The following is a 26,293-nucleotide window of genomic DNA, read 5'->3' as shown; positions in this document are numbered from 1 at the left end:
TTCCTGAAAATGCAACCTTAAATATCAAAGATCGACGCCAGGACGGGCCTGCGGAAGCTCAGCTCGCCTCCGCCGCAGGAGAAGCCGCGACGGCGGGCGGCGCCTCGTTATGCAGCGCCGCCGCGATCAGAGCGCGGGCGTAATCGGTCTTGGGGCGCTCGAAAATCTCCTCGGCGGGGCCGGCCTCCACGACCTGTCCGTCCTTCATCACGATGATCCGATGCGCCAGAGCCCGCACCACCCGCAGATCATGGCTGATGAACATATAGGCCAGCCCGTATTTCTGTTGCAGATCGCGCAGCAGATCCACGATCTGGGCCTGCACCGTCACGTCCAGCGCGGAAGTCGGCTCGTCGAGGATCACCAGCTTCGGCTTGAGCGCCATGGCCCGCGCGATGGAGATTCTTTGTCTCTGGCCGCCTGAAAATTCATGCGGATAACGATCCATGGCGACGGGATCCAGCCCCACCTCGACCATAGCCTCCGCCACGCGGGCGCGGCGCTCTTGGGGATCGGGCGTGAGCCCATGGGCCTTCAGGCCCTCGGCGATGATCTCGACCACCGAAAGCCGGGGCGAAAGCGAGCCGAACGGATCCTGAAACACCGCCTGCATGTCGCGCCGGAAAGGCCGGATCTCGCGGGAGGTCAGCTTCTGCATGTCATGGCCTAACACCATGATCTCGCCGCTGCGCTCCGCCTCATGGGGCAGCAGGCGCAGAGTCGCGAAGCCGAGCGTGCTTTTGCCCGAGCCCGATTCTCCCACCACGCCGAGAGTCTCGCCCGCGCGCAGATCGAAGGAGACGCCGTCCACCGCCTTCACATGGCCCGTCACGCGGCGGAAGAAGCCCGTATGGATGGGAAACCAGACTCGCGCCTCTCGCGCTTCGGCCGCCAGAGGCGCGCCTTCCGGCAAAGGCGAGGGGCGGCCGCGCGGCTCGGAGCCGAGCAGCTTGCGGGTGTAGTCGTGTTTGGGCGCGAGGAAGATCTCCTCTGTCGGCCCCTGCTCGACGATCTCGCCTTTGGTCATCACGCAGACGCGGTCCGCCATGCGCCGCACCACGCCGAGATCATGGGTGATGAAGAGCATCGCCATGCCCCGCTCGGCCTGAAGCCGCTTGAGCAAGGCCAGAATCTGCGCCTGCACCGTCACGTCGAGGGCGGTGGTGGGCTCGTCGGCGATGAGCAGATCCGGGTCGTTGGCCAGAGCCATGGCGATCATCACGCGCTGGCGCTGTCCGCCGGAGAGCTGATGCGGATAGGCGTCGAGGCGCCGGGCGGCGTCGGGGATGCCCACCTCATCCAGAAGCTTCAGCGTGGCCTCGGTCGCCGCCGCGCCGCGCAGGCCCCGATGGAGGCTCAGGCTCTCGACGATCTGACGGCGGATCGTATGGAGCGGATTCAGGGCCGTCATGGGCTCCTGAAAGATCATGGCCATCTCGGAGCCGCGCAGCCTCTGGAGCTGCTTCTCCTTGAGGTCGATGGTCTCCTCTCCGCGCCAGCGGATCGAGCCGCTGCGCTCGGCGGAGGCGGGCTGAAGCCCCATCGCCGCCAGAGCCGTGATCGACTTGCCCGAGCCGGATTCCCCCACCAGAGCCAAAGTCTCGCCTTTGCGGATCTCGAAGGAGACGCCGCGCAGGGCCTCCACGCTTCCGCCTCCGGCGGAGCGGAAGCTCAGACGCAGATCCGAAATCTTGAGGATCGGATCGCCCGGGGCCTGTTCTGGGGCCTGTTCGTGAGTCATGGAGGCTCCTCAGACGAAGGTCTTGCGCGGGTCGAAAGCGTCGCGCACGCCCTCGAAGATGAACACCAGCAGCGACATCATGATCGCCATGGCGAAGAAGGCCGTGAACCCGAGCCAAGGCGCCTGAAGATTATTCTGGCCCTGCAAGGTCATCTCGCCGAGCGAAGGCGAGCCGGGCGGAAGCCCGAAGCCGAGGAAGTCGAGGCTGGTCAGAGTCGCGATGGAGCTGGTGACCACGAAAGGCGCCATGGTCACGGTGGCCACCATGGCGTTGGGCAGAAGATGCCGCCACATGATCGTGAAGTTCGACACCCCGAGCGCCTGAGCCGCCCGCACATATTCGAAATTCCGGGCTCTCAGGAATTCAGCCCGAACCACGCCGACAAGGGAAGTCCATGAAAAGAGCAGCATCAGCCCGAGCAGCATCCAGAAGCTCGGGGCGATGATCGCCGAGACGATCATGATCAGGTAAAGCTGCGGCGTGCTGCTCCAGATCTCGATGACCCGCTGAAAGACCAGATCCAGCCAGCCGCCGAAATAGCCCTGGACCGCCCCCGCCATGATCCCCACCACGCTGGAGAAGATCGCCAGAGTCAGGCCGAAGAGCACCGAAATCCGAAAGCCGTAGATCAAGCGCGCCGTCACGTCGCGGGCCTGGTCGTCCACGCCGAGGACATGCTGCGCGCTTGGAGGCGCGGGGGCGCGGCCGACGCCGTAGGAGATCGTGTCGTAGGAATAGGGAATGAGCGGCCAGACCACCCATCCGTCGCCTTCTTTAATCAGATCTAACAGAAATTCGTCATGATAATCGGCTTCGGTCTCGAAATCGCCGCCGAAGGCGGTCTCCGGATAGAACTTCAGGATCGGCGTGTAATATTCGCCCTGATATTTCACCAGAAGCGGCTTGTCGTTGGCGATGAACTCCGCGAAGAGCGAGACCACGAAGATCGCCAGAAAAAGCCGCAAAGACCAGATCGCCCGCCGGTTGGCTTGGAAGTTGGACCAGCGGCGCTGGTTGATCGGGCTGAGGTCGAAAAGCGCCATGATCAGCCGCCTCTCTTGCTGAAGTCGATGCGCGGATCGATCCACGTATAGACGAGATCGGACAAGAGCCCGATCACCAGACCGATCAGCGAAAAGACGAATAACGTGCCGAACAACACCGGATAATCGCGCTTGATCGCCGCGTCGTAGCCAAGGTAGCCGAGGCCGTCGAGCGAGAAGATGGTCTCGATCAGCAAAGATCCGGTGAAGAAGATGCCGACGAAGGCCGCCGGAAAGCCCGCCACCACGATCAGCATCGCATTGCGGAAGACATGGCCGTAAAGGACTTTTCTCTCGGAGAGCCCCTTCGCGCGGGCGGTCAGCACATATTGACGCGAAATCTCCTCAAGGAAGGAGTTCTTCGTCAGCAAGGTCAAAGTCGCGAAGCCGCCGATCACCATGGCCGTCACCGGCAAGGTCAGATGCCAGAAGTAATCGCCCCACCAAGCCAAATCGAGCGCCTTCTCCCAGAAGAAAGGCTGATTGGCGTATTGCTCGGATTCGATGCCGCGCAAAGGAAAGACGTTCCAGTAGGAGCCGCCCGCGAAGAGGACGCGCAGCAGCACCGCGAAGAGAAAGCTCGGAATGGCGTAGGCCGCGATGATCACGCCGCTCGTCCAGACGTCGAAGCGCCCGCCCGCCTTCACCGCCTTGCGCACGCCTAAAGGAATCGACACCAGATAGACGATCAGCGTCGTCCAGAGCCCGAGCGAAATCGAGACCGGCATTTTCTCTAAGACCAGCTCCGTCACGGAGATGGAGCGGAAGTAGCTCTCTCCGAGGTTGAAGGTCATGTAATTCTTGATCATCAGCCAAAAGCGTTCGAGCGCGGGCTTGTCGAAGCCGAATTGCCGCTCGAGATCTTTGATGAACTCAGGATCAAGCCCCTGAGCGCCGCGATATTTGCTGGTCAGCGCCGCCTCCGCGCCGCCCATGGCGCCCGGCATGGCCGCCGGGCCGCCCGCCATATCGCCGCCGCCGCCCGTGAAGCGGCTGGTGGAGCTCTGCCCCTGCCCGCTCAATTCGGCGATGACCTGCTCGACCGGACCGCCCGGCGCGAATTGGATCACCGCGAAATTGATGGCGAGAATCCCGAAGAGCGTCGGAATCATCAGCAGAAGGCGACGGAGGATGTAAGCGCCCATGGGAGGGGCCTTTCTTGACGCGGAGCGGAGAGCTTCGGCGGATCAGGAGGGGCGGAGATCAGGGAGCGGGCCGGGCCCACCAGGTGGTCAGGACGCCGCGGTCATAGGGCGGCTTGATCTCCGGCCGGTCGTAGCGGTCCCACCAGGCGAGGGTGTGCGACCCCTTGTTCCAATGAGGAACCCAGATATGTTCGGCGCGGAGGATCCGATCCAGAGCCCGCACCGCTTCGGCGTTGGCCTCGCGGGTCTCGGCCTCGGCTATGGCCTTGATCAGAGCATCCGCCGCCGGGCTGGAGAAGCCGGATAAATTATATCCGCCGTCCTGAGCCGCGGCCTCGGAGCTGAAGAAGACCTTCATCTCGACGCCGGGCGTCGGCGCCATGACGAAACGCGCCGTCACAATGTCGTAGTCGTAGCTCTTCAGCCGCAACTGCATCTGCGGAGAATCGATCTGACGCAAAGTCGCGTCGATCCCAAGGCGGCGCAGATTCTGGATATAGGGATTGGTGATCCGCTCGAAGGCCGGATTATCTTCAAGGAATTCGATCTTCAGGGGCTCTCCGGCGGCGTTGAGCCGCTTGCCGTTCACCACCTTCCAGCCCGCTTCGTCCAGCAATTGGCCCGCGCGGCGCATGGCCTCGCGGTTGCGGCCCGAACCGTCGGTGACGGGCGGGACATAAGCCGGTTCGTCGAAGACGGCGGCGGGCAGCTGATCGCGGAAGGGCTCCAGCAGCGCCAGTTCGCCCGGCGAAGGCAAGCCTTCGGCCTCAAGCCCGGAGTTCTGGAAAAAGCTCGTCGTGCGCTGATACAGCTCATGGAAGAGCGTCTTATTCGACCATTCGAAGTCGAAGGCCAGATCGAGAGCCTCGCGCACCCGCGCGTCCGCCAGATGCGGACGGCGCATGTTCAGCCAATAGCCCTGCGTGCCCGCCGGACGCCCGTCCGGGATCGCCTCGCGGATCACGCGGCCGTCGCGGATGGGCGGCGCGTCATAGGCGGTGGCCCAATCGCTGGCGCTCATCTCCTCGCGCAGATCCAGCTCGCCCGAGAAAAGCGCCTGACGCCCCGCCGCGGAATCGGCGAAATATTCGAAGACGATCCGGTCGAAGTTCCAGCGGCCCTTATTGACCGGCAGATCCTTCGCCCAATAATCCTCGCGGCGCTTCCAGACGATGCGTCGGCCCGCCGCCGTGGACTCCACGACGTAAGGCCCTGAGCCCAAAATCGGCTCAAGGCTGGATTTGGCGAAGTCGCGCCCCTCCCAAGAAGCCTTCGAGAAGATCGGCAGGCCCGCCGCCACCAGCGGCAAATCGCGCGTCGGGACGCCCTCGGCGAAGACATATTGCACCCGCAAAGGCGCCAGAACCTCGACGCTGGCGATGCCTTCGAGCTGCGGCTTGATGCGCGGAGATCCCTTCTCCCGCAGAATGTCGAAGGAGAATTTCACATCCTCGGCGGTGACCGGCGTTCCGTCGGAGAAGCGCGCCTCAGGACGAAGCTGAAAGGTCACCCAGCGGGTCGGGATATATTCCGCATGCTCGGCCACCAGCCCGTACATGGCGTCCGGCTCGTCGTCGGCGGAGACCATGAGCGAGTCGAAAGGCAGGCTGCCCGAGCCCTCCGCCGGATCGCCCTGCAAGATGAAGGCGTTCAGGCTGTCGAAGGCGTTCAGCGCCGATTGCGGCGTGGTCCGCATCTGGCCGCCCTTGGGGGCTTCGGGATTCACATAGTCGAAATGCGGGAAATCAGTGGGATATTTGAGATCGCCGAAAGACGAAAGCCCATAGCCGACCAAGACTTCGGCCCGGGCGGCGGAGAAGGCCGCGCCCAGCGAGAGCGCCGTTAAAACGACCGCCGTCCTGAGCGCGCGAACAGATTCATGCGACATCGTCATTCTCCTTCCTCGCCCCCTCATCAGGAGCCGCTCCACCAGATCGACGGAAAACCGATGCTGTAGGGCGGCAATCTCCCGACAGAGGGCAAGTCCGCGGGAGACCGCAGGCGCTTCCAATAGGCGATGCGCTCGTAGGGCGTATAAAGCTGAAGGACGTTGTAATGTTCGAAGAGCAAAACGCGGTCGAGGGCGCGGGCGGCGGCCTCCAGATCTTCGCGGTCGGCGGCGAAGACGATCTTGTCGATCAGGGCGTCCACGACGGGATTCTTCACGCCGCTGAGATTGCGCGTGCCCTCCGTGTCGGCGGTCTCGGAGCCCCACATGTCGCGCTGCTCGTTGCCGGGCGATTCCGAATTGGAGACCCCCCCGACCATCATGTCGAAATCGAGAACCTGAACGCGGTTGATGTATTGCGGGCCGTCGATGAAGCGCAGAGACGCGTCGATCCCCAGCCGCTTCAGATTGGCGACGAAGGGCGCGACGATCCGCTCCAGATTGCTCTGGCGGAAGAGGAATTCGATCTGAAGCGGCGCCCCGGAGGCGTTCACCAGCTTGCCGCCCTTGGTCTCCCAGCCCGCTTCTTTGAGCAGAGCGGTCGCCCGGCGCAGATTGGTCCGGTCGCGCCCGTCGCCCGCCGTGACGGGCAGCGTGAAGGGCTCCGTGAACAGCTCAGGCGGAAGCTGGTCGCGGAAGGGTTCGAGCAAAGCCAGCTCCGCCCCCTCCGGCAGACCGGCGGCCATGAGCTCCTTCGAGCCTTGGAAATAGCTGCTCGGACGGGCGTATTGGCTGTGGAAGAGGGTCTTGTTGGTCCATTCGAAATCAAAGGCGAGGCTGATCGCCTCGCGCACGCGGCGGTCTGCGAACTGCGGACGGCGCGTGTTCATGACGAAGGTCTGCGTGGTCTTGGGGCCTTCCAGATCCACGTTCTCGCGGATCACGTCGCCGCGCTGAAGGGCGGGGAAGTCGTACATCGTCGCCCAGTTGTTCGCCGAATTCTCGGAGCGGAATTCGATCTGGCCGGTCTTGAAGGCCTCGAAGGCGGCGCCGTCGTCGAGGAAATATTCATAGCGGATGAGGTCGAAATTATTCTGGCCGCGGTTGATCGGCAGATCCGCGGCCCAGTAATCGGGGCGGCGGCGATATTCCACGAAACGGCCCGCCTCGTAATTTCCAAGCTCATAAGGCCCCGAGCCCATGAGCTTCTCAAAGCCGCTGCGGGCGAAATCGCGGCCCTCGGCCTCCCACCAATGCTGAGGCAGGATCATCAATTGCCCCATGATATGCGGCAATTCGCGATTATTCGCCTCGTCGAAGGCGAAGCGCGCCACGCCGCCGCCGAGATCCTCGGCGCCGGTCACGTTGTGGTAATAGGCCCGGTAGAAAGGCGCGCCCTTCTCGGTCAGGGCTTTGAAGGAGAAGACCACGTCCGCCGCCGTCACGGGGCGGCCGTCGGCCCAGCGGGCCTCTTCGCGGATCTTGAAGGCCACGGAGGAGAAATCGCGCGGATATTCCATCCACTCCGCCAGAAGCCCGTAGCCCGCTGAAATCTCGTCGTAAGGCGAGGAGGTCAGGGTGTCGAAGAGCAGCCCCAGACCGGAGGCCGAGATGCCCTTCACGATGAAGGGGTTGAAGCTGTCGAAACTGCCGAAGCCGCCCAGACGGACCCGGCCGCCCTTGGGGGCTTCGGGGTTCAGAAAATCGAAATGCGGGAAATCCGGCGGATATTTCAGATCGCCGACCAAAGTGGAGCCGTGGCTCCGGATCCAGCCCTCAGGAATTCCCCCCGCCTCGCGCGCTGGGGCGGCGGCCGTCTCAGCCCGTAATCGCGGCGGCAGGATCAGACTCGCTCCCCCCCCGGCGAGGAGAAGGGCGGCGGCGCGGCGAGTGAGGCGAAGCGACATGGCGGCGTATCCCCTTAAGAGGCCCGGAGAATCTTCGGAGCGGCTGACAAGCCGCACATCGTATTCCATAAATCATGGCGATAGGCGACCAGAGGCGAGCGCGCAAGATCACGAAACGTGGAGTCACGAAAGAACCGCCGCGGAGCCTCTCCGGGCGGTTCAAACTTATGCGCCGTATTTGAATGGACGGTTAACGCCCCTCAATGCTCCGAAGGAGCGGCGGGAGCCTCTCCGGCGGCGGAAGCCTCGGGCAGAGGAGCCGGCGAGGGGCTTTGCGTGTTCAGCCAGGCGATGAGATTCGCGCGGGTCTGGGGATTGCGCAGACCGGCGTAGGCCATCTTGGTGCCCGGCGCATAAGCCTTCGGATTGGTCAGGAAGGCGTCGAGATGCTCCCAGTCCCAATGCTGCCCGGCCTTCTCGGCGATGGCGGAGGAATAGGAGAATCCGGCGTGGGTTCCGATCTCGCGGTTGACCAGCTCCCAAAGGCCGGGGCCGGTGCCGTTCTTGCCGTCGGTGGCGACGGAATGGCAGGATTTGCAGGCGCCGAAGGCCTTCTCGCCCGCCGCGACGTCGGCGGTCTGGAGCCGGACGGCGATGGGGACCACCTCTTCGGCGGGGCCGGAGGCTTCGGCTTCGGCCTCCTCGACGGCGTAGGCGGGCGTCTCCAGCTTGTGGCCGGCGTACATCGCGCCCGCGATCTCCGACATGCCCACGTAAACCAAAAGCGCGACGCAGCCGGCGCCAAGGATCTTGCTGAACTCCACGCTGTCCATGATCGTCATTCCGTCTTTAGTGGCGGGGACGGCGCCGTTCCCTCCACCCGGCGCGAAGCTCCGGGAGGCGGCGTCCTCCGGACTTGTAGCCGCATCCTCCGCGCCCCCGCAAGGGGGAAGGGTGAGGAGCCATGCGGCGAATTCGCCGAAAAAACGCCCTGAAGGCCGCTCTCCGGCGGGCCGCCGCCTCGCGCGAAGCTATCCTCGGGGCGCGCGGAGGCGTATAAGGGCGGCGCGGCCGCTTCCGGCCCTTATCCTCGCATTTTCAGGAGCTTTCTCCGTGACCGCTTCGGACTCCGCCTCCACGCTCGCCCTGCGGCCCGCCGCGCCCCAGATTCCGGTGAATCCGGATCTCGCGATCTCCTTTCAGGGCGATCTCGGCGCCTATTCGCATCAGGCCTGCGTCGAGGTGTTTCCGGAGATGACCCCCCTGCCCTGCGCCACCTTCGAAGAGGCCGTGAGCGCCGTGAAGGAGGGCCGCGCGCGGCTCGCCATGCTGCCGGTCGAGAACTCGACCTATGGGCGCGTCGCGGACGTGCATCAGATCCTGCCGGACGCCGGGCTCTACATCATCGGCGAGCATTTCGTGCGCATCGCGCTGGATCTTCTGGTTCTGCCCGGCGTGACGCTCGACGAGGTGAAGGAGGCGCAAAGCCATCTCGTCGCGCTTGGGCAATGCAACGGCTTCCTCCGCCGCCACGGCATCAAGCCCGTCACCGGCTACGACACGGCGGGCTCCGCCGCCATCGTCGCCCGCGAGGGCAAGCGCGAGCGCGCCGCCATCGCCTCGACGCTCGCGGGCGAGCTTTACGGGCTGGAGAGCCTCGCCAAGGGAATCGAGGACGCCGACCATAACACCACGCGCTTTCTCGTGGTCTCGCGGCGCAAGCTGGAGGCCGAGCCTGGAACGCGCACCGTCACCAGCTTCGTGTTCCGCGTGCGCAACCTTCCGGCGGCGCTGTATAAGTCGCTCGGCGGTTTCGCGACCAACGGCGTGAACCTCGTGCGGCTGGAGAGCCGCATGGTCGGCGGCGCCTTCGAGGCCACCGAGTTCTGGGCCGAAGCCGAAGGCCATGTCGAGGATGAGAACATGAAGCGCGCCCTCGAGGAGATCCGCTTCTTCACCACGCACCTGAAAATCCTCGGAGTCTATCCGGCCAGCCCCCTGCGGCGCTGAGACCTGACCGAGAGACGGCTTGCGTCCGCGTCCCGCGCGGGCCAAGCTCATACGACGAAAGACATTCAGGAGGCGGGCGCATGTCCGAAAAGGACAAGATCGAAGTTTATCAGGATAAACGCGGCGAATGGCGGTGGCGGCGCAAAGCCTCCAACGGCAAGATCGTCGGCGCGGCCAGCGAGGGCTATAAGGCCAAAGCCGATTGCGAGGCCAACGCCAATCGCGGCTATAAGGACTCCGATAAATGGGAGTTCTATCAGGATAAGCGTCAGGAATGGCGCTGGCGGCGCAAGGCCAGCAACGGCCAGATCGTCGGCTCCTCCAGCGAGGGCTATAAGGCGCAGGGCGATTGCGAATCCAACGCCGCCCGTCAGGGCTATAAGCCCGCCTGAGGCGCGATCTCCGGAAGCCGCTTGCGGCTTCCGGGTCTTCAAAAGCCCGCAGGCTCCAAGGGGCCGCTGCGCGCCAGAGCCTGAGCGAGCAGCTCGGCCAGAGCGCCGAGGCTGGCCGCATGGGCCCGCATCAGCCCTTCGTAGCCCGGCCCCACGGCGAGATCGAGGCGGAAGGGCTCGGACAGGAGCTCGCGGCCGCGCCGCCCCTCCAGCACCCGCCAGACGCCCGAAGCCTCCAGAGTCCCGCCCGGAGCGCCGATCAGCCGCGTGAACTCCACCTCCACCCGCCGATCCGGCTCGAAGCCGCTGGCCCAAGGCTCCAGAGCCACCGCCGCGCCGCTCGCCGCGCGCAGGGCCTCGGCGAGGTTCTGGCTGACCGCGCGGGTCGGATCCTCGGCCCAGCGCTGATACTCCTCGCGCAGAGCCACGCCATCGGGCTGGAGGATCGAAAGCCGCTCGTCCACCGCATAGCGCGGCAGCCGGACTTCGCGGAGGCCCACCTCCATCCCGCTCAAAGGCGCGCTCAAAGGCGCAGGCGCCGGAGCGGGCGGCAGAAGATGGAAGAAAGGCCCCTGAGGAGCCGAAGAGCCGCCGACGCATCCCGCCGTCAGAAGGCAGGCCGTCGCGGAGAGGAGGAAGGCGCGTCTGATCATTTGCCGAAAATGATCGAATTGGGCTGACGCTGCAAGGTGTCCATCAATTCATAAAGCTTGCCCGAGGCCGCGCGCAGCTCGCGCAGAGTCAGAATCAATTCGTAATTCCCCGGAGCGCCGGGGCCGAAATCGCCGAGCATGTTCTCGGCGCGGGCAGCCGCCGCCGTGATCTGCGCCAGAGTCGCGGGAAGGGCCGCCGCAGCCGCGTCGATGGAGCGTCCCGCTCCCTGCACGCTGGCCAGAGCCGCGTTCAAGTTCTGGCTGGTCCCCGCCGCGCGCAATTCGTTAATGAGCGTCCGCGCCTCGGCGAGGGCGGCGGAGGCTTCATGCGCCGTCTGGCGGAAGGCGGGCTCCGCGAGCAGGGCGCGGGCGGAATCGAGAGTCGCGGCGGCGCGGGCGGGAATCTGCTGCGTTCCGAGGTCGGCGAGCAGGCGGCGGGCTTCGTCCAGCGCGCTGCGGGCGGTGAAGATCATGTCCTCGATGGCCAGAGCCTCGATCTTGGCCAAAGTCGCCTCAAGCCGCCTCGGGAGCGAGAGCAGGGCCGGATCCGAGGTCAATCCCGCGACGTTGGCCGCCGCGCGCGCCACGTCGGCGCCGATGGAGTCGAGGCGCCCGGAAAGCCCCGCGAATCCGGGACTCGCGGTGAAGGCCGCCACGTTCGCCGCGACCTGCTCGGCCTGAGAGGCCACGGCGCCGATCCGCCCCGGCAGAGCGGCGAACTCCGGCGAGGCGGTCAGAGCCGCGAGATCCGCCGAAACGCGCTCGGCGTTGGCGCCTATGGCGTCGAGACGGCCCGGAAGCGCCGCGAAGCCCGGATCCTCGGTCAGAGCCGCCACGCGCTCCGAAATGCGTTCGGCGTTGGCGCCTATGGCGTCGAGCCGCGTCGGCAGGCCCGCCAATCGCGGATCGGCGAGAAGCCGCGCCGCGCCGTCCGCCGCCGCCTGAGCCGAGGCCAGAGTCTGCGCCAGCTGACCCGGCACGCCCTGAACCCCCTCGCTGGCGATGAGGTCGCGCACGTCCTGAATCGCGCCGCGCGCCGTCTCCACGGTTTCGGCCAGAGGCAGGCTGTTGATGGTCGCCATGATCTCGGCGGCGGCCTCGGTCAGAGCCTGAAGGCTGGAGGGCGCCGTGGGAATCATCGGATAGGGATCGGCCTCCGGATCCATCGCGGCCAAAGGCGCCTCGGGGATCTCGGCCAGCTCCACGAAGAGCGCGCCGGTCAGCAGGCTGCCGCTCGCCAGACGCGCCCGAAGGCCGTTCTCCACCGCAGCCCCGAGGATGTGGAAGGTGGTCGTGGGGTCCGGATCCTCCAGACCGAGGCGGTTGGGCTGAATCACCATGGTGGTCAGAATGTCGATGCGCTGGGTGCTCGGGTTCAGCCGCGCGCTGATCGCCGTCACCTCGCCCACCCGCACGCCGCGATACTCCACCGGCGCCCCCACCGTCAGGCCGCGCACGGATTCGTCGAAGATCGCCGCGAGGCGGATCTCCGAGCCGGTGGCGTCCTCGAACATGCTCTCGCGGGCCGCCTGCTCCGAGGCGTAGAGGATGTAGCTGTCGCCCTCGCGGGCGGATTGCGAGGCCGAAGGCAAAGGCAGCGTGTCGAAGGCCACCCCGCCCTCCAGCAGCGAAGCGAGGGATTCCATCCGCGCCTTGATTCCGTCGGCGCCCAACTGAAGCTCGAAGCCCGAGGCGTTCCAGAAGCGCGTCGCGCGGGAGAGCCGCAGATGATGGGGGGCGTTGATGAAGGCCTGCATCTCCACGGCGGTTCCGTCGGCGGTGAGGGCCTGAGTCTCGACGCGGCCCACGGGGATCCGCCTGAACAAGATGGGCGCTCCGACCCCCGCCCCGCCCTCGCCCGCGCGCAGCAGAATGCGCATGCCCGGCGTGCCGGTCGGAGTCAAAGGCGGATCGGCGAGCCCGGCGAAGGCGCGCTTATCCTCGCCGTCGCGGCGGCCCCAGTCCATTTCGAGGAAGGCGCCCGAGAGCACCGTCTCCAGACCCGAGATCCCCGCCGCGCTGATCCGGGGGCGCACGATCCAGAATTGCGTCGTCTCGTTGAGATAGGGCTCGATCTCAGGCTTCATCCGCAGATGCAGCGCCACCGAACGCAGATCCTCGGTGAAGCCCACGCGCTCCACAAGCCCCACCTCCACGTCGCGATGCTTCACGCGGGTCTGGCCCGCCTCGACGCCCGAAGCCGTCTCGAAAGACACCGTGACCATCACGCCCCGGCTCTGATAATCGCGCCAGGCCAGAAAGCCCGCCATGGCCACCGCCCCCAAAGGCGCCAGCCAGATCAGCGAAATCCGCCGGTCCAGACGAGTCTCGCGGATGCGCGGGCGCGTCGTCTCGACGGGAGGAGCCGGATCGGAGGAGGACGGATTTCGCGCGGAGGGCTCTGAAGAGGGCGTCCGTTCCGTCATGCGTGGTCCTTCCCGGCGTCCCAGAGCAGGCGCGGGTCGAGGGCCTGCGCGGAGAGCATCGTGAAGGCGACGCTCAGCCCGAAGGCTCCCGCCGCCGGTCCGGGCGTGATCGAAGCGAGGGGCCCCACCTGCACGAGGGCCGCGAGAATGGCCACCACGAAGACGTCCAGCATAGACCACCTTCCGATATATTCGACGATCTCATGGAGTCTGTGGCGTTTATGCGGCTCGAAGCCCCGCCCGAAGGCCAGCCCCCAGAGCAAAAGCCCCACCACGCAGAATTTCGCCATAGGCACCGCCACGCTCGCCAGAAAGACCACCGCCGCCAGATCCCAAGACCCGTGATGCGCCAGAACCCAGACGCCCCCGAGAATGGTGTTGTCCTCGCCGCGCCCGAGGGTGGTCGTGCGCATGATCGGCCAGAGATTGGCCGGAACATAGGCCATCAGGCCCAAAGCCAGCCAAGCCGCCGAGCGTTGCAGGCTGTAAGGACGGCGGCTCCGCAGCCGACCGCCGCAACGCGAGCAAAGCCCCCCGTCGGAGGCCATGGGCTCCAGAGCGCCGCAGCTCAGGCAGGCGATCAGGCCGGCTTCGCGCGCCGTGGTCATGCCGAGCCCTTCTGAGCCGGGCGGCCTCGCCCGCGCCGCCGCGCCAGACGCGCAGCCGCCTCGACCCGGCGACGGCGCAGCCGGATCTCGCGCCAGATCGAAGGGCTGTGGAAGATCATGTTCTCAAAAGCCAAGGTCGGCAGAAGCGCCGCGAAGGCCCAGAAGCCCGGCCCTAAAGACACCCGCGCCATGCTGCCCAGCTTGATCGCCGAAACCGCCACCCCCAGCATGAAGATCTCCGCCATGGACCAAGGCCGCAGGAAGCTCCAAAGCCGCAGGGCCTCCGCCGAACGGGCGGGCGGCGCAGAGCCGAAGACCATCGGCGCCGCCACATAGGCCACCGCCAGACTGCGCAGGAAGGGGATCAGGGCGATGTTCGCCATCACCGTCAGAGCGATGAAGGCCGTCGGCCCCTCGGCGAGGGCGAAAGGCGCGTCGAGGATGCGGATCTCGCGGCCGAAGCCCGAGCGGCTCATCATGACGAAGGGAAACCAGAGCGCCGCCCCCATCAGGACCATGTTCGCCAGAGCCACCGCCAAAAGCCGCTCGAAGACCTGAGGCCGCCGCGCCGCCGTCAAAGCGCCGCAGCGCGCGCAAAGCGCCTTCTCGCCCACCGCCAGATCCGGAACCCGGTGCAGCAGATCGCAGGAAGGACAGGCCGCCAGATCTCCGCCCCAGGACCAAGCCTCGCCCAAAGCCTTCCCCTCCCCGAGCGGCGCGGCGCGGGAGGAGGTCGAAGCCGGAGGCGGCGAAGCCGCGAGAGATCCGTTCTCGGCGGTCATGGATTCGGGGGCACCCTTCCGCAAGGCGGACGCCTCCCGATAAGAGGCGGCCGCTCTGCGGAAATAGGCGGCTTAAGGCGAAACCACCATGGCTTGCTCGAAGAATCCGACGATCTCGTCGAAATTCACCGCGCGCTGACCCTCGCCCAGAGGATCGTTATAGAGCAGCTTGGCTTGAATCCGTCCGTTGGGCATGCGGAACCACTCCACGCCGCGCACCACGATCATATGACGGATGCCCACCGCCTCCTCGCGCGGCTGAGGCCGCAGGCGGATCAGCAGAGTCTTGTTCTGCGCGACCACGTCCTGAATGTCTTTGGGCGTTTTGGGTACCGGCGCGTTCGCCGCCTGTCCGCCGAAGCGGCGCACGAGCTGGATGATCTCCGGGATCTCGCCGGTGACGTTGCAGACGCCCTTCGGATCGGCGCAGCAGGCCGCCGCGTCGAGCCCGTGGACCATCGCCACGATCTCGCATTGCGCCGGAGCCCGCCCCCGATTCGCCCAGCCCACGGCCTGTTGCGCCGCCGCCGCCCAGCACCACAGCGATTCCTCTTGAATCGAGGGCGCGATGTTCAGCTCGATGGTCGGCGGAACCGGCGTGCGGCCGTCCTGCGTGTGGACGTACATGCGCGGATCCCCTGCGCGATAGCCGATGGCCTGATCCGATTCGCGACGGCTGACGTGGGTCGAGGTCGTATAGGGGCCCCGGCCCGCAACGCCCGTCTGCCCCGAAACGCCCGTCTGACCGGGGATGGGAGAAAAATTCTGAGTCGGCGCGGGCGCGGCGTAAGCCGGGCGCGGCGCGGGCGCCGGAGCAGGCTGCTGATAGGTCGGCTGCTGATAAACGGGAGGCTGATAAAGGGGCGCCTGATAGGCGGGCGGCGCGACCGTGACCGGCGTCGGCGCCGGGGGCCAGCCGCCCGGCTGAGCCTGAGCGGCGGGCGGCAGAAGATAGCGCCGCCCATCCGGCGTCACGAGCATCCGCTGGCCGTCGGGCAGAGGATGGATCGTCCCGCTCTGCGCGAAGCCCTGAGCCTGCGCCGCGCCGCTCAGGCCGGCCAGAAGGCCTGAGCCGGGGGGGGCTCCCGGGCCGGGGGCGAAGCTCACGGCCAAAGCCGCGAAAGCGGCCGCAGCCGCCCAAATTCCGATCCGCATAGATCCATCCTCATCCTGCCCGCCCGCGTCGGGACGCAGGAAGGCGCCCCGGCCTCTCGGGCCGCGGCGGGTTGCAAGCAAACTTCATGCGCGGCGCGCTCCGCCCCGAAGCCGCCCCGCAGCCGCTTTACAGGCGCCCGCGCCGGATGCGCCATCCGCGCGGAGGCGTCAAGAAGCTTTGGCGGAGTCTCCGGCCTAAATTGCGGCCCAAATTGCGGCGAAGAGCGGGAAAGCGCCGGGGCCTCAAGAAATTGTCAAGACATGTGAGGGATAAGGATGAAACTTTCTCCATCTCGCCCTTAGTCCTGACCGGGGAGCCTGATCCCAATGACCGACGCCGCATCGCTCAGCGCCGCAGGCTCTCCAGCGAATCTGTACAGCCTCACGCCCCTCAGCCGGGGAGATCTTCCGGTCGGGCATCCGACCGAGATGATCGCGCGGGCCTATGAAGAGCTCCGCCGGGGACATCTGCTGCCCCATGAGAACGAGATCATCGAAAATCCCCGGCTTCAGGCCGCGCTGATGTACGCCGAGCATGTCGAGCCGGTGGACATGCAGGGCTTCGTCGACTTCACCATCCTCGGGCAGGGCGAGAAGGTCGTCCGCCGGGGCGGCAATTCGATGCGCGACGCCTGGATGAGCGAAACCATCGACGCCGAATTCGTCGAGGCCCGGTATCACGAGATGATCGCCGCCTCGGTGCTGCGTCAGCCGATGTTCTCGCGCGGGGCGACTCCGACGCGGGAGCGCGCCTTCCGCATGCAGATCCGGGGGCTCTTCCCGCTCTTCGCCGAGAATCAGGCGCGTCTCCGGCTGCTGATGGTGGCCGCGGAGCCCTATGTGGCGCTCCGGGACTGAGAACCGAATAGACTCCACCGCAGAGTGCGACATCTTCGCCTCTCGCCCGAGCGTCCATATTCACGGCAAGGACCACTCATGCGGAGGCTCTTCAGAGCCTCCATTTATTTTATATTTTTCAATATATTAGTTGCTAATCCCGGCTCAGGGACGCTTCGCCGGAGATTATCCCTCCCTTTGGCCGATTAGGTGGGATAGAAGAGCGCCTCGCCGCTCTTTTTCCTCCTCATCCCGCCGCGCGGAGCCCTTCGCCATGTCCGATTCCCCTGTCCAGCCCTCCGCCCGCCCCTTGGTCCCGGCGCTCGAAGCCCGGCTCGGCGAAGCGATTCCGGTGCTCGACCACGGATTCGTGCGGGTGGTCGATTATATGGGCGACGACGCGGCCGTGGTGCAGGCGGCGCGGGTCAGCTACGGCGCCGGGACGAAAACCCTCCGCGACGACGCGGGGCTCATCCGCTATCTCATGCGCCATCGCCACAGCACGCCCTTCGAGATGTGCGAGATCAAACTCCACGTGAAGCTGCCGATCTTCGTGGCGCGGCAATGGATCCGCCACCGCACCGCCAACGTCAACGAGATCTCGGCGCGCTACTCCGTCCTCGACAAGGAATATTACCTCCCCGCCCCGGAGCATCTGGCGGCGCAGTCGCGCAAGAACCGCCAAGGGCGCGGCGACGTGCTGGAGGGCGCCGAGGCCGCCGAGGCTCTGCGCGTCCTGCGCGAGGACGCCGAACGCAATTTCTCGAATTACGAACATCTCCTCGCCGAAGGGGACGAGAGCCGTCAGGGACTCGCGCGCGAGCTGGCGCGGATGAATCTGCCGCTCAACGCCTATACGCAATGGTATTGGAAAACCGACCTTTATAACCTTCTGCACTTCCTGAGCCTGCGCGCCGATCCCCACGCTCAATATGAGATCCGCGCCTACGCCGAGGCGATCCTCGGGCTGGTCCGGCTCTGGACGCCCGTGGCCGCCCAAGCCTTCGAGGATTACCGGCTCAACGCGCGCAGCTTCTCGGGCCCGGCCATGGCGGTTCTGCGGCGGATGCTCGCGGGCGAGACGGTGGCTCAGGCCGAATCCGGCATGTCCCCCGGCGAATGGCGCGAATTCGAGGCCATGCTCAAGGCGCCCTGAGCGCGCAAGCCCCCGTCGAGATTCCCGAGGATCCCGCGCCGCCTTCGCCGCCCCGGCTCAGGCGGCGCGTCTTTCATTTCAGAGGCTCGGTCTGAAAGGCTTACACGGCCGCTTTCTCGGGATCGGTAAGCCAATCTACACCAATTTAAGGAACATGTGAACGCCATGGGCTGGGGATCGGGCTGAACGCCCCGTCCGGCGGCGGATGGCGCATATGGGCGCGGAATCCGCGCCGAAGACGGCGGGGCGGACGGGCGCGCGAAGCGGTCCGCCAATGAAGGATGCCGCCATGACCCATGATCCGAGCCCCAAAGCTCCGCCCCGTCCTTTTCTGGCGGCGGCTCCTGAGACTCGGACGCTGATCGCGCGGATGGAGGAGCTGGCCCGCCGCGCCGAAGCCTTCCCCTTCGAAACTCAGGCGCCCGCGGATTGGGCGCGGATCGGCTTCGCGGCGCAAAGCGAGGCCGAAAGGCGCTCGGTGCTGGAGGCCGCCGTCCAGCTTCTGGAGAAGAGGCCGGATCTCGAAGCCTTTCATCAGCATGGCGTCTCCTTCCGGCGACGCGCGGCGGGGCCGGGCAAGATCGCCGCGCTCTTCGGCTGCGAGGAGGAGGCGCATCCGGGCATGGGCGCCGCCCTGATGGCCGGATTTCCCCGCTCGGCGGGCGTGGCCCGCAATTTCGACCGCATGTTCGAGGCGCTCGGCGACCCCTCTCTGACCGAGGTCGTGCTTGGAGCGGATCCCCGGATCTCGGCGCGGCTGCGCTCGCCCGTCTACGGGCAGCTTGGGGCGGCGGCTCTGGCGGCGGGGCAATACGCCGTGCTGCGCGCCGGAGGATTCGCGCCCGACATGTTCGCCGGATACGGCTCGGGCGAGCTCGCCGCGCTCTGGGCGGCCGGCGCCATGGAGGAGGAGACCTTCGGCGCCCTGCTCTACGCCCGCGCCAGCGCCATGACCGCCCCCGATCTGCGGCGGCCTTCGGCGAATCTGCGCGTCTTCGCCCCCATCGAGGGCTCGCTGGATCTGATCGGAGAATCCGGGCTGCGGGTCTTCGTCGCGCGCCATGAGGCGCCCAAAAGCCACGTGGTCGGGGGCGAAGTCGAGGAGCTCGAAGCCTTCTCCGCCCGGCTGCTTGGACGAGGGATCGCGCATGAGGCTCTGCCCGGCGCCCTCGCCTATCACAGCGCCCGCGCCGAACTGGCCGCCGCCACCTTCGCCGGAGCCCTCAGCCGGGCGCGGCTCGGCGAGCCGAGGCTCCCCGTCTACGGCGCCGAGCTGGCCGCGCCCTATGGGCCGGGCGAGATCGTCGAGCGGCTGTCCCGGCAATTGCTCCGGCCTCTGCGCTTTCAGGAGACCGTCGAGCGCATGCACGCCGACGGCGCGCGGATCTTCGTCGAATTCGGCCCCGGAGACGCGCTGACCCGCCGCGTCAAAGCGATTCTCGAAGGCCGTCCGCATCTGGCCGTGGCGCTGGATTCCGGCGAGCCGGAGCTGTCCGCCCGCCGCGTCATGGAGGCGGCGGCGATTCTGGCCGCCGCAGGCGCGCCCTTCAAAGGCGAGCGCCCGCCCCAGCCCCAGCCCAAACCGCAGCCTCCCGTCGTTCAACCCGTCGTTCAGCCCGTCGTTCAGAAGGAGCCGGAGGAGGAGGTCCGCCGCGTCGAGGCCGCGCCGCCGCCCGCGCCCGCGCCCGAGCCTGTCCTTGAACCTGTCGCGGCGCCCGCCTCCGAGCTGATCGCGGCGCCCGTCGCCGAGGATGAGCCCGACGCCGAAGAGCCGCCGCCGCGCGCCGCCCTGCTTCAGGCCGAGATGGCCGAGGAGCAGGCCATAGAGGAGCCGGTCGCCGGGGAGGAGAAGCCGCCCGAAGCCTCGCCGACCGCCGCCGCTCCGGAAGAAGCGCCGGAAGAGGCGAAGATCGAGGAGGCGCAGCCCGAGCCTCAGGCCGAAAGCGCCGTCGAAACGGCGGAGGCTCCGGCGGAGGAGGCCGAAGCGACGGCGCAGGACGAAGCTCCCCCCGCGCCCGAACCCGAGCCCGAGCCTGAACCGGAGGCCGAGGCGGAGGAGGCCCCGGAAGCCGCGAAATCCGAAGAGGCGGAAGAGCCTGAGGCGGTCGCGGAGGAGGCCGCCGCTCCGCCCCCCACGCCCGAACCTCCCGCCCCAGAGCCTCCCGCGCCCCCGGCGCCTCTGACGGGGGCGGCTCTGGCGCTGCGTCTGGCCGAGCAGGTCACGACGGCCCACGCCCGCTTTCTGGAGAACCAAACCGCCGCCCTCCGCGCTCTGCTGGAGGCCGCCACCGATCCTGAGGCGCTCTTCGCCATCGAGGAGGCCCGCCGTGAGGCCGCCGAATCCCACCGGCTTTATCTGGAGGGAATCGCGGCTCTGGGCGGCGTGAGGCCCGCGCTCGCCATGGGGTCGGCGACCGTCGCGGCGCCCGCCCTCGCCGCGCTCGCGGCGCTGGAGGCCGAGCATCCCCCCGCCCCCGAACCGGCGGAGGAAGAGCCTTACGTCGATCCGCCGGAGCGTTTCGCCGCCTTCCGCGCCGCCCCTCGGCCCGAGCCGCTCCCCGACCTCCGTTTCGAGGACGCCGCCCCCGAGCTGCTTCAGGCGGAGACCGCGCAGGAGGCCCCCGAGTCCGAAGAGCCCGAAGAGCCCGCGCCCGTCCTCCTCGCCGCGCCCGCCGGGCCGGAGCCTGAGCCCGAAGCCGCGCCTCAGCCCGAACCGCTCCCCCTCGCGGCGGAGGCGGAGCCTGAGGCCGCCCCAGAACCGGAACCCGAACCGGAAGCGGAACCCGAACCGGAGGCCGGACCTGCGGCGGAGGCCGCGGCCGCTCCGCTCCTCCTCGCGGCCGAACCCGAGCCTCGGGCCGCCGCGCTCCCCGAGGCTCCTTCGGATAATCTTCCGGCCCTGCGCGCGCCTCAGGAATTGGCGGTGATCCCCGGACCCGAGGCTCAGGAGGCCGCTTCCGGCCTCGCCGTGGTCGGGCCTGCGGATTTCGCAGAGGAATCCGCTCTGACGCGCCTCGCCTTCCATCTCGCGCCGATCTCGGCGCCGCCGCTGCGTCAGGCCAATCCGGGCGAAGCCCGCTGGCTGATCGTCGGCGACGCGGATTTCGCCGCCGATCTCGTCGGGAGCCTCAGGCGCGAGGCCGGAGACGCCCCCTGCGCCGCCGTGACCGCCGCCGCCGACGTCGGCGCGCTGGAGCTTTTCGGTCAAGGCGGGCCCTGGACGGGCGTCGTCTATCTCCACGCCTCCGGCGAGGAGGAGCGCATCGCTCTGGGGCGGCTGGAGATCGCCCGCTCTCTGGCCGAGGCCGCTCAGGAGGCCTTCCATGAGGCCGCCGCCCGCGGCGAACGCCGCGTCTTCGCCGCCATGGCGCGGCTGGACGGCGCGCTCGGCTACGGATCCGAGCCCGTGGATGGTCTGGGGGCCTCGGCCTTCGGGCTGGCCAAGGCGCTGGCCGCCGCCGAGCCGAATTTCTTCTGCCGCGCCGTGGATCTCGCGGCGGATCTGCCGCAGGAGCAGGCCGCCGATCTGCTCGCCGCCGAGCTTTACGACGCCGACCGCGGCCGCGTGGAGGTCGCCGTCTCCGCAGAAGGCCGCTTCGAGGCCCTGCCCTTCCTTGAGCCTGTCCCCTCGGCCAAGCCGGAGGAGGGCGGAGAGATCTTCGTGCTGCTCGGCGACGCCCGCGGCGTGGCCACGCTCTGGATGGAGGAGGCCGCCGCCCGCGCGCCTCGCCGCTTCCTGCTGCTCGGAACCCATCGCCTGCTGCCCGACGAACCCGCATGGGCCATCGGAATCAAAAGCGAGGAATCCCTGCGCTGGGCCGCCTTTCAGGCTCTGGAGGCCGAGGGCGCCGACGAAGAGCGCGCCGCCGTGGGCGCGGTGGCGCTCAGCGAGGCGGTGGTCGCCGACCGCGAGACCCGCGCCTGCCTCGCCGAATTGCGCCGGCTCGGCTCGGAAGCCGCCTACGCCACCGTCGATTTCGACGCCTCCGGCGCCGCCGATCAGATCGCCTCCTATCTGGAGGAGGCCGGAGACGGCCCGGTCAGCGTCTTCTACGCCCCGACCTCCGAGGCGGGCGCGGATTTCTCTTCGGCCTATCGCCGCCGCCAGCGCCGCGTCGAGACGCTGATGGACGCCTTCTCCGGCGCGGATCTGCGGCGGATCTGGTTCCTGCCCACCGCGCTGGACGCGAATGAAAGCCTCTCCGAGGCCATGGCCGACGAGGCCGTGCGCCGCTTCGCCATGGGCGCCCGCGCCATGGGCATCGACGTGCGGGCGCTGCTCTGGGCGCTGGCCGAAGAGGTGGAGCCCGGCGTGGTGGCGGCCCTCGCCGAGGAGCTGCGCCGTCCCGCTCTGGGGCTCGGGCTGACGCTGATCGGCGGCGGCGAGACCGCCCTCTCGCTGCGCCGCATCGACCCCGGCGCCCTCACCGCCGGAGGCGCCTTCCTCAAAGCCGACTGGAGCGCGCTCTTCGCTTCGGCCGCCGCGCCGCGCGCCGCCGCGCCGGAGGCCTCCGGCGAGCCTCCCGCCCTTTCGGCGGCCTTCGCTCTGGCGGCGGCCTTCGCGGCGGTCGAGCGCTTCGCGCCCGGCTGGCGCGCCCAAGGCTGCGACGGCGTTTCGCTCGCCAACGGCGTGGCGCTGGGCGGCGGCGAATCGGGATGGACCCTGCTCGGGCTGCGTTCGGCGGAGTGGATCGACGCGACCGCCCTGCGCGCGGATCTCGAAATCTTCGACGCCTCGGGCTCGGCGCGGCTGAAGATCGAGGGCGCGCGCTTCTCGACCCATCCGCCCGCCGCCGCCGAAATCCAGCCTCCCGTCGCGCCGCCTCAGGATTGCGCCGCCGCCCTTTACGCAGAGGGCTCCCTGACCGGCGCGCCCGCCCGAGGATCCGATCTGCGGCTTCTGGAGGCCTTCCGCATGGAGGAGGGCGCAGAGGAGGGGCTCTTCGTCCTCAGCGCCGAAGTCGAGGTTTCGGGAACCGAGCGGGCCGCCCTGCTCGATCCGGTTCTGGCCGAGGCCATGGTCCAGAGCGCCCTCGCGGCCACGCGGCGGCGCGCCGGCAAAAGCGGCGCGCTCGTGCGGCTGGAGGCGCTCTTCGTCCGCGACGGAGATTCGGACGCGGGGCCTTTGCTCGTCGAGGCGCGGCTCAGGCGCGATTCGGCCCGGGCGGCGGTCTGGCGCCTGACGGCCCGCACGGCGGCGGGCGCGGCGCTCATGGCCTGCGACGCCGCGGTGATCCTCGGGGCGCCTCCGGCCATCCGCCTCGCGCCCCATGAGGCCGAAGCCGGATCCGCCGTCTCCGCTCAAAGCGCCTGAAGGAGCCGCGCATGATCTCCGCCCGTCCGCCTCTCGCCGCCTCCTCCGCGCGCCCGGATTCCCCCGTCGCCATCCTCGGAGTCTTCGACTTCACGCCCGAGGCCGCCGCCTTCGACCATGGTTCGCCCGCGCTGCGCGAGATCCTGCGTCTGGCGGGCCTGCGCCGCGAGGCTCTGGCCCGGACGGGGCTCATTCTGAAGATCGGCGCCGATAAAGACCCTGAAGACGCTGCGGCCCAGATCCGCCGCGCCCTCGGGCTCGGCGGCCCGACGATTTGCCTGCCCGAGGCCGACGACGCCGAGATCTGCGGGCTGGCGGCCGCTTGTCTGCGGGCGGGTCAGGCTTCGGCCATGCTGGCGGGCGGCCCCGCCGCCGGAGAGGACGCCGCCGGAATCGCCCTGTTCAAGCTTTTCGACCTCTCTCTGCGCGACGGCGACCGCGCCTTAGGGCTTCTGGAGCCCGATCAGGCCCGTCCGCCGCGCCGCCCGCCCTTTCGTCTGGACGATCTCGGCGCGCTGAGGCTCTGGCCGATTCAGGCGCCCGACCGCGCCGGAATGCGCGAGGCGCTGGAGAATCTGGAGCGCGAGCTCGAAAGCGGCGCCGATCTGGCGCGCGCCCATCGCGCCCGGCTCGCGGCCTGGACGCCCGCCGCGCGTCTGCCGACGGCGGCCCTGCTCGGACGCAGCCGCGCGGAGATCCGCGCCGAGGCCCGCGCCCTGCGCCGCGCCCTCGCCGGGGAGACGCCTCCGGCCTTCTGGAGCGGCGAAGGCGGAAGCGCCTATGTCGCGCGGCCTCTGGGGCCTCGGGCGCCCGTCGCCTTCGTCCACGCCGGAGGGCTGGAGGAGGAGACGCTCCACGGCGCCCGCATCTCCGCGCCTCTGCCGCCCGCCCGCCGCGCGCGGGAGGAATCGCTCGACGGGCTGAAGATCTCGGCGCGTCTGGCGCGGCTGCTGACCGAGGGTCTGGGGATCGCGCCGAACTTCGCCTTCGGCCATGGGTTGGGCGAGGTCGGGATGCTGGCGGCGGCGGGAGTCTGGGGGCCTCAGGCCGATCCGGGCGCGGCGCTGCGGGCTTCGGATCTGGTGGCGCGCGGACTCTCCGGCCCCAAACTCATGGCCCGGCGCTATTTCGGCCATGACGAAGAGACTCCCGAATCGGAAATCTGGGCCGCCGCCCGCCTGACCGTCGAGGCCGGGGCCGCGCTGGAGGCCGCCGCCCGACGCGACGACGTCTTCATGCTCTCGCTGGATTCGCCGAATTCGGTCGTGGCGGCGGGGGCTCCGGAGGCGCTGGCGCGCTTCGCCGCCGATCTCGGCGCGGAGGCGCGCCCCGCGCCGGACTCCGCCGCGCGCATCCTGCATTGCGAATTGGCCCGCATGGGGTTTTCGGAGGCGGCGGCGCTCTTCCGCCAATCCTCGCGCGCGCCCTCGGACGGCGCGACGCGGCTTTCGGCGCGGGATTTCCGCCCGATCCGCGATTGGAGTCCGGCGGGGCTCTCTTGGGCTTTGGCGGAGATCCTCTGCGCTCCGGCCGATTTCCGCAGCCTGACCAAGGCCGCCCATGAGGCGGGCGCGCGGATCTTCGTCGAATGCGGGCCGGGGATCGGCGCGGCGGGCTGGATCTCCGAAACCCTCGACGGCCTGCCTCACGCCGCCGTGGCGCTCCAGACCCCCGGCCTCGCGCCGGAGCGGGCCTTCTGGAGCGCCATGGCGCGGCTCATGGCCGAAGGGATCCGGCTCGATCCGGCGGCCCTCGCCGAGGGGCCTCAGACCGCGCCCCGCGCCTTCGGGCCGGGCCTGCCCGCGCTCGCCTTCGGGCCGGAGCCGCGCCGCGCGCCCACCGAGGCGCGGCGGGCCGCCGCCCGACGGACGGCGCGTCGGATCTGGGCTCCGGCTCTGGCCGAGGCGGAGGCGGCGCATGCGTTCTTCGAGCGGACGCGCCAGGCCCTGAGCCTTGGGCTCGGGGTCGAGAAGGAGGGGCCGCGCTTCGGCCCTCAGGCGGAAGGCTGGATGCGCAAATGGGCGGCGGAGGATCTGACGTGAGCGGTGAAATCGCATTCCTGAGGCCCGGAGGACAGGCCCTGCGCGGATCGGAGGCCATCGCCGACCGTCTGCGCGATCTCGATTCGGCGGGGGCTCTGGTGGCCGACGCGCAAGGGCGTCTGGGCCTCGCGCCCAATCCCCTCGCCCCGCCCGAGGGCCAGAGGGTGCTCTGTTATTATCCGCCTCTGCCGCCCGAAAGGCTGGGCGCTCCCGGCTTCCGCCGCGAATTCGGCGCGCGCTTCGCGGTGACGGCGCCCGCCTCGGATCTGGCTTTGGCGCAAGCCTTCGGCGATTTCGGCGCTTTGGCCTCGGTGATCCCCCCGACCCGCCCGCAAGAAGCGGAGATGACCCTCGCCCGCGCGCAAAGAGCCTTCGGCGGGCGCCTCTTCGCGCTGAGGGTGCGGCGCGACTCCGCCCGTCCCGAGGCCGCCGAGGCCATGGCGGAGCTTTGGGCGCGGCGCGGCGGCCGCCTGCTGGAGGCCGAGGGCTTCGAGGCCCCCAGCCTCGCCCTGACGCTCTGGCGGGCCGAAACCCTCTCCCGCGACGCTGAGGGAACGGCGGTTTCGCCGCGTCGGCTGATCGCGCGGGTCTCCGATCCGGCCTCCGCCGAAGCCTTTTTAAGGCCCGCGCCGCGCCATTTGCTCGACCAGCTTCTGGCGCGCGGCCAGATCGACGCCGAAAGGCGCGACTTGGCCCTCAGGCTGCCCATGGCCGACGCGGTGATCGCCGCCGGAGGCTCCGGCGCCTGGCCCACCCTGCCCCTGCTCGCGCGGGTTCTGCGCCTGCGCGAGACGCTCTGCGGCCCGCAGGATTGGCCTCTGGTCGGCGCGGCGGGCGGCGCGGGCTCGCCTCAGGCTTTGGCGGCGCTCTTCGCCATGGGCGCCGATCATCTCGCGCTCGACGAGGCCGCGCTGGTTCTGGAGAAGACCCAGAGGCTCGGCGGCGGCGCCTTCCTGCATGGGCTGGACGAAACCGCCGAGGAGTTCCGGGGATGGAGCGATTCGGTCGGGCTGGATCTCGGCGGCCCGCCTCAGGAGGCTTTGGGCCGTCTGCTGCGCGCCGCCGCCTTCGAGGCGCGGCTCTCCTGGCTGGCCCTGAGCGGCGCGCCCATGCCGCCGCTCACGCCGCCGCGCCCCTCCTGGCGGCCGCCCGCCTGATTTTCGGGGTCTCGTCTTCAGAGGCTGAATCCGGCCGGGGCCGAAACCCGTCCGAAACCTCCGGACGATAGACTCGCGTCGTCCGCGCGGTTTTTT

The 26,293-nt window shown here is 68.6% G+C and carries 18 protein-coding genes; 7 read left to right on the top strand and 11 right to left on the bottom strand.

What is annotated here, in order from left to right:
• Nucleotides 1-58 precede the first annotated feature (58 nt).
• The 6 genes from B161_RS0105390 to B161_RS16870 form a co-directional block, all read right to left on the bottom strand.
• Nucleotides 59-1,741 carry an ABC transporter ATP-binding protein gene (locus B161_RS0105390; RefSeq protein WP_018632353.1) on the bottom strand — a complete coding sequence of 561 codons (1,683 nt, stop codon included), beginning with the start codon at nucleotides 1,739-1,741 and terminating at the stop codon, nucleotides 59-61.
• Between the two features lie 9 nt (nucleotides 1,742-1,750).
• Entirely contained in the window at nucleotides 1,751-2,785 is a 1,035-nt protein-coding gene (locus B161_RS0105385) for an ABC transporter permease (RefSeq protein WP_018632352.1), read from the bottom strand.
• A gap of 2 nt (nucleotides 2,786-2,787) precedes the next feature.
• Nucleotides 2,788-3,930 carry a microcin C ABC transporter permease YejB gene (locus B161_RS0105380; RefSeq protein ID WP_018632351.1) on the bottom strand — a complete coding sequence of 381 codons (1,143 nt, stop codon included), beginning with the start codon at nucleotides 3,928-3,930 and terminating at the stop codon, nucleotides 2,788-2,790.
• 58 nt (nucleotides 3,931-3,988) lie between these two features.
• Nucleotides 3,989-5,818, bottom strand: coding sequence for an extracellular solute-binding protein (locus B161_RS0105375; protein ID WP_018632350.1), 1,830 nt, complete (start codon nucleotides 5,816-5,818; stop codon nucleotides 3,989-3,991).
• 26 nt (nucleotides 5,819-5,844) lie between these two features.
• The gene (locus B161_RS0105370; protein WP_018632349.1) at nucleotides 5,845-7,725 is read right to left on the bottom strand and encodes an extracellular solute-binding protein; all 1,881 of its coding nucleotides are present in this window, start codon (nucleotides 7,723-7,725) and stop codon (nucleotides 5,845-5,847) included.
• Between the two features lie 200 nt (nucleotides 7,726-7,925).
• The gene (locus B161_RS16870) at nucleotides 7,926-8,507 is read right to left on the bottom strand and encodes a c-type cytochrome (RefSeq protein ID WP_018632348.1); all 582 of its coding nucleotides are present in this window, start codon (nucleotides 8,505-8,507) and stop codon (nucleotides 7,926-7,928) included.
• Nucleotides 8,508-8,778: 271 nt separating this feature from the next.
• Between B161_RS16870 and B161_RS0105360 the strand changes: the two genes are divergently transcribed.
• Both B161_RS0105360 and B161_RS0105355 read left to right on the top strand, forming a co-directional pair.
• Nucleotides 8,779-9,675: a prephenate dehydratase gene (locus tag B161_RS0105360; RefSeq protein ID WP_018632347.1), complete on the top strand. Its 897-nt coding sequence runs from the start codon at nucleotides 8,779-8,781 to the stop codon at nucleotides 9,673-9,675.
• Nucleotides 9,676-9,755: 80 nt separating this feature from the next.
• The gene (locus tag B161_RS0105355) at nucleotides 9,756-10,067 is read left to right on the top strand and encodes a YegP family protein (RefSeq protein WP_018632346.1); all 312 of its coding nucleotides are present in this window, start codon (nucleotides 9,756-9,758) and stop codon (nucleotides 10,065-10,067) included.
• 38 nt (nucleotides 10,068-10,105) lie between these two features.
• Here B161_RS0105355 and B161_RS0105350 read toward each other — a convergent pair whose 3' ends face one another.
• Genes B161_RS0105350 through B161_RS18630 form a run of 5 tightly spaced genes read right to left on the bottom strand, consistent with a single transcriptional unit; the run spans nucleotide 10,106 to nucleotide 15,691 of the window.
• A complete protein-coding gene (locus tag B161_RS0105350) occupies nucleotides 10,106-10,720 on the bottom strand; it encodes a PqiC family protein (protein WP_018632345.1) in 615 nt (204 codons plus the stop codon).
• Nucleotides 10,717-13,146, bottom strand: coding sequence for a PqiB family protein (locus B161_RS0105345; protein WP_018632344.1), 2,430 nt, complete (start codon nucleotides 13,144-13,146; stop codon nucleotides 10,717-10,719). The genes B161_RS0105350 and B161_RS0105345 overlap by 4 nt, the downstream gene beginning before the upstream one ends.
• Nucleotides 13,143-13,754, bottom strand: a complete 612-nt coding sequence (locus B161_RS0105340; RefSeq protein ID WP_018632343.1) for a paraquat-inducible protein A — start codon at nucleotides 13,752-13,754, stop codon at nucleotides 13,143-13,145. Before B161_RS0105340 ends, B161_RS0105345 begins: the two co-directional genes overlap by 4 nt.
• Nucleotides 13,751-14,560 (bottom strand): paraquat-inducible protein A, encoded by an 810-nt coding sequence (locus tag B161_RS16865; RefSeq protein ID WP_157755533.1) that lies wholly within the window; start codon nucleotides 14,558-14,560, stop codon nucleotides 13,751-13,753. Before B161_RS16865 ends, B161_RS0105340 begins: the two co-directional genes overlap by 4 nt.
• A gap of 48 nt (nucleotides 14,561-14,608) precedes the next feature.
• Nucleotides 14,609-15,691: a papain-like cysteine protease family protein gene (locus tag B161_RS18630; RefSeq protein ID WP_018632341.1), complete on the bottom strand. Its 1,083-nt coding sequence runs from the start codon at nucleotides 15,689-15,691 to the stop codon at nucleotides 14,609-14,611.
• Nucleotides 15,692-16,018: 327 nt separating this feature from the next.
• Between B161_RS18630 and B161_RS0105325 the strand changes: the two genes are divergently transcribed.
• The 5 genes from B161_RS0105325 to B161_RS0105305 all read left to right on the top strand — a co-directional run bounded on the left by B161_RS0105325 (nucleotide 16,019) and on the right by B161_RS0105305 (nucleotide 26,197).
• Complete coding sequence (locus B161_RS0105325) at nucleotides 16,019-16,549, top strand: hypothetical protein (protein WP_018632340.1); 531 nt, start codon at nucleotides 16,019-16,021, stop codon at nucleotides 16,547-16,549.
• Nucleotides 16,550-16,802: 253 nt separating this feature from the next.
• Nucleotides 16,803-17,684 (top strand): FAD-dependent thymidylate synthase, encoded by an 882-nt coding sequence (thyX, locus tag B161_RS0105320; protein ID WP_018632339.1) that lies wholly within the window; start codon nucleotides 16,803-16,805, stop codon nucleotides 17,682-17,684.
• Nucleotides 17,685-17,973: 289 nt separating this feature from the next.
• Nucleotides 17,974-22,998, top strand: coding sequence for an acyltransferase domain-containing protein (locus B161_RS16855; protein ID WP_169338268.1), 5,025 nt, complete (start codon nucleotides 17,974-17,976; stop codon nucleotides 22,996-22,998).
• Between the two features lie 11 nt (nucleotides 22,999-23,009).
• The gene (locus B161_RS0105310) at nucleotides 23,010-25,040 is read left to right on the top strand and encodes a hypothetical protein (RefSeq protein WP_018632337.1); all 2,031 of its coding nucleotides are present in this window, start codon (nucleotides 23,010-23,012) and stop codon (nucleotides 25,038-25,040) included.
• Nucleotides 25,037-26,197, top strand: coding sequence for a beta/alpha barrel domain-containing protein (locus tag B161_RS0105305; protein WP_157755532.1), 1,161 nt, complete (start codon nucleotides 25,037-25,039; stop codon nucleotides 26,195-26,197). Before B161_RS0105310 ends, B161_RS0105305 begins: the two co-directional genes overlap by 4 nt.
• The last annotated feature ends 96 nt before the right edge of the window (nucleotides 26,198-26,293 follow it).

This window comes from Neomegalonema perideroedes DSM 15528 (assembly GCF_000374145.1).
GTDB lineage: Bacteria > Pseudomonadota > Alphaproteobacteria > Rhodobacterales > Rhodobacteraceae > Neomegalonema > Neomegalonema perideroedes.
The sequence above is the reverse complement of the archived record's forward strand: the minus strand, read 5'-3'. Positions and strand labels throughout refer to the sequence as shown.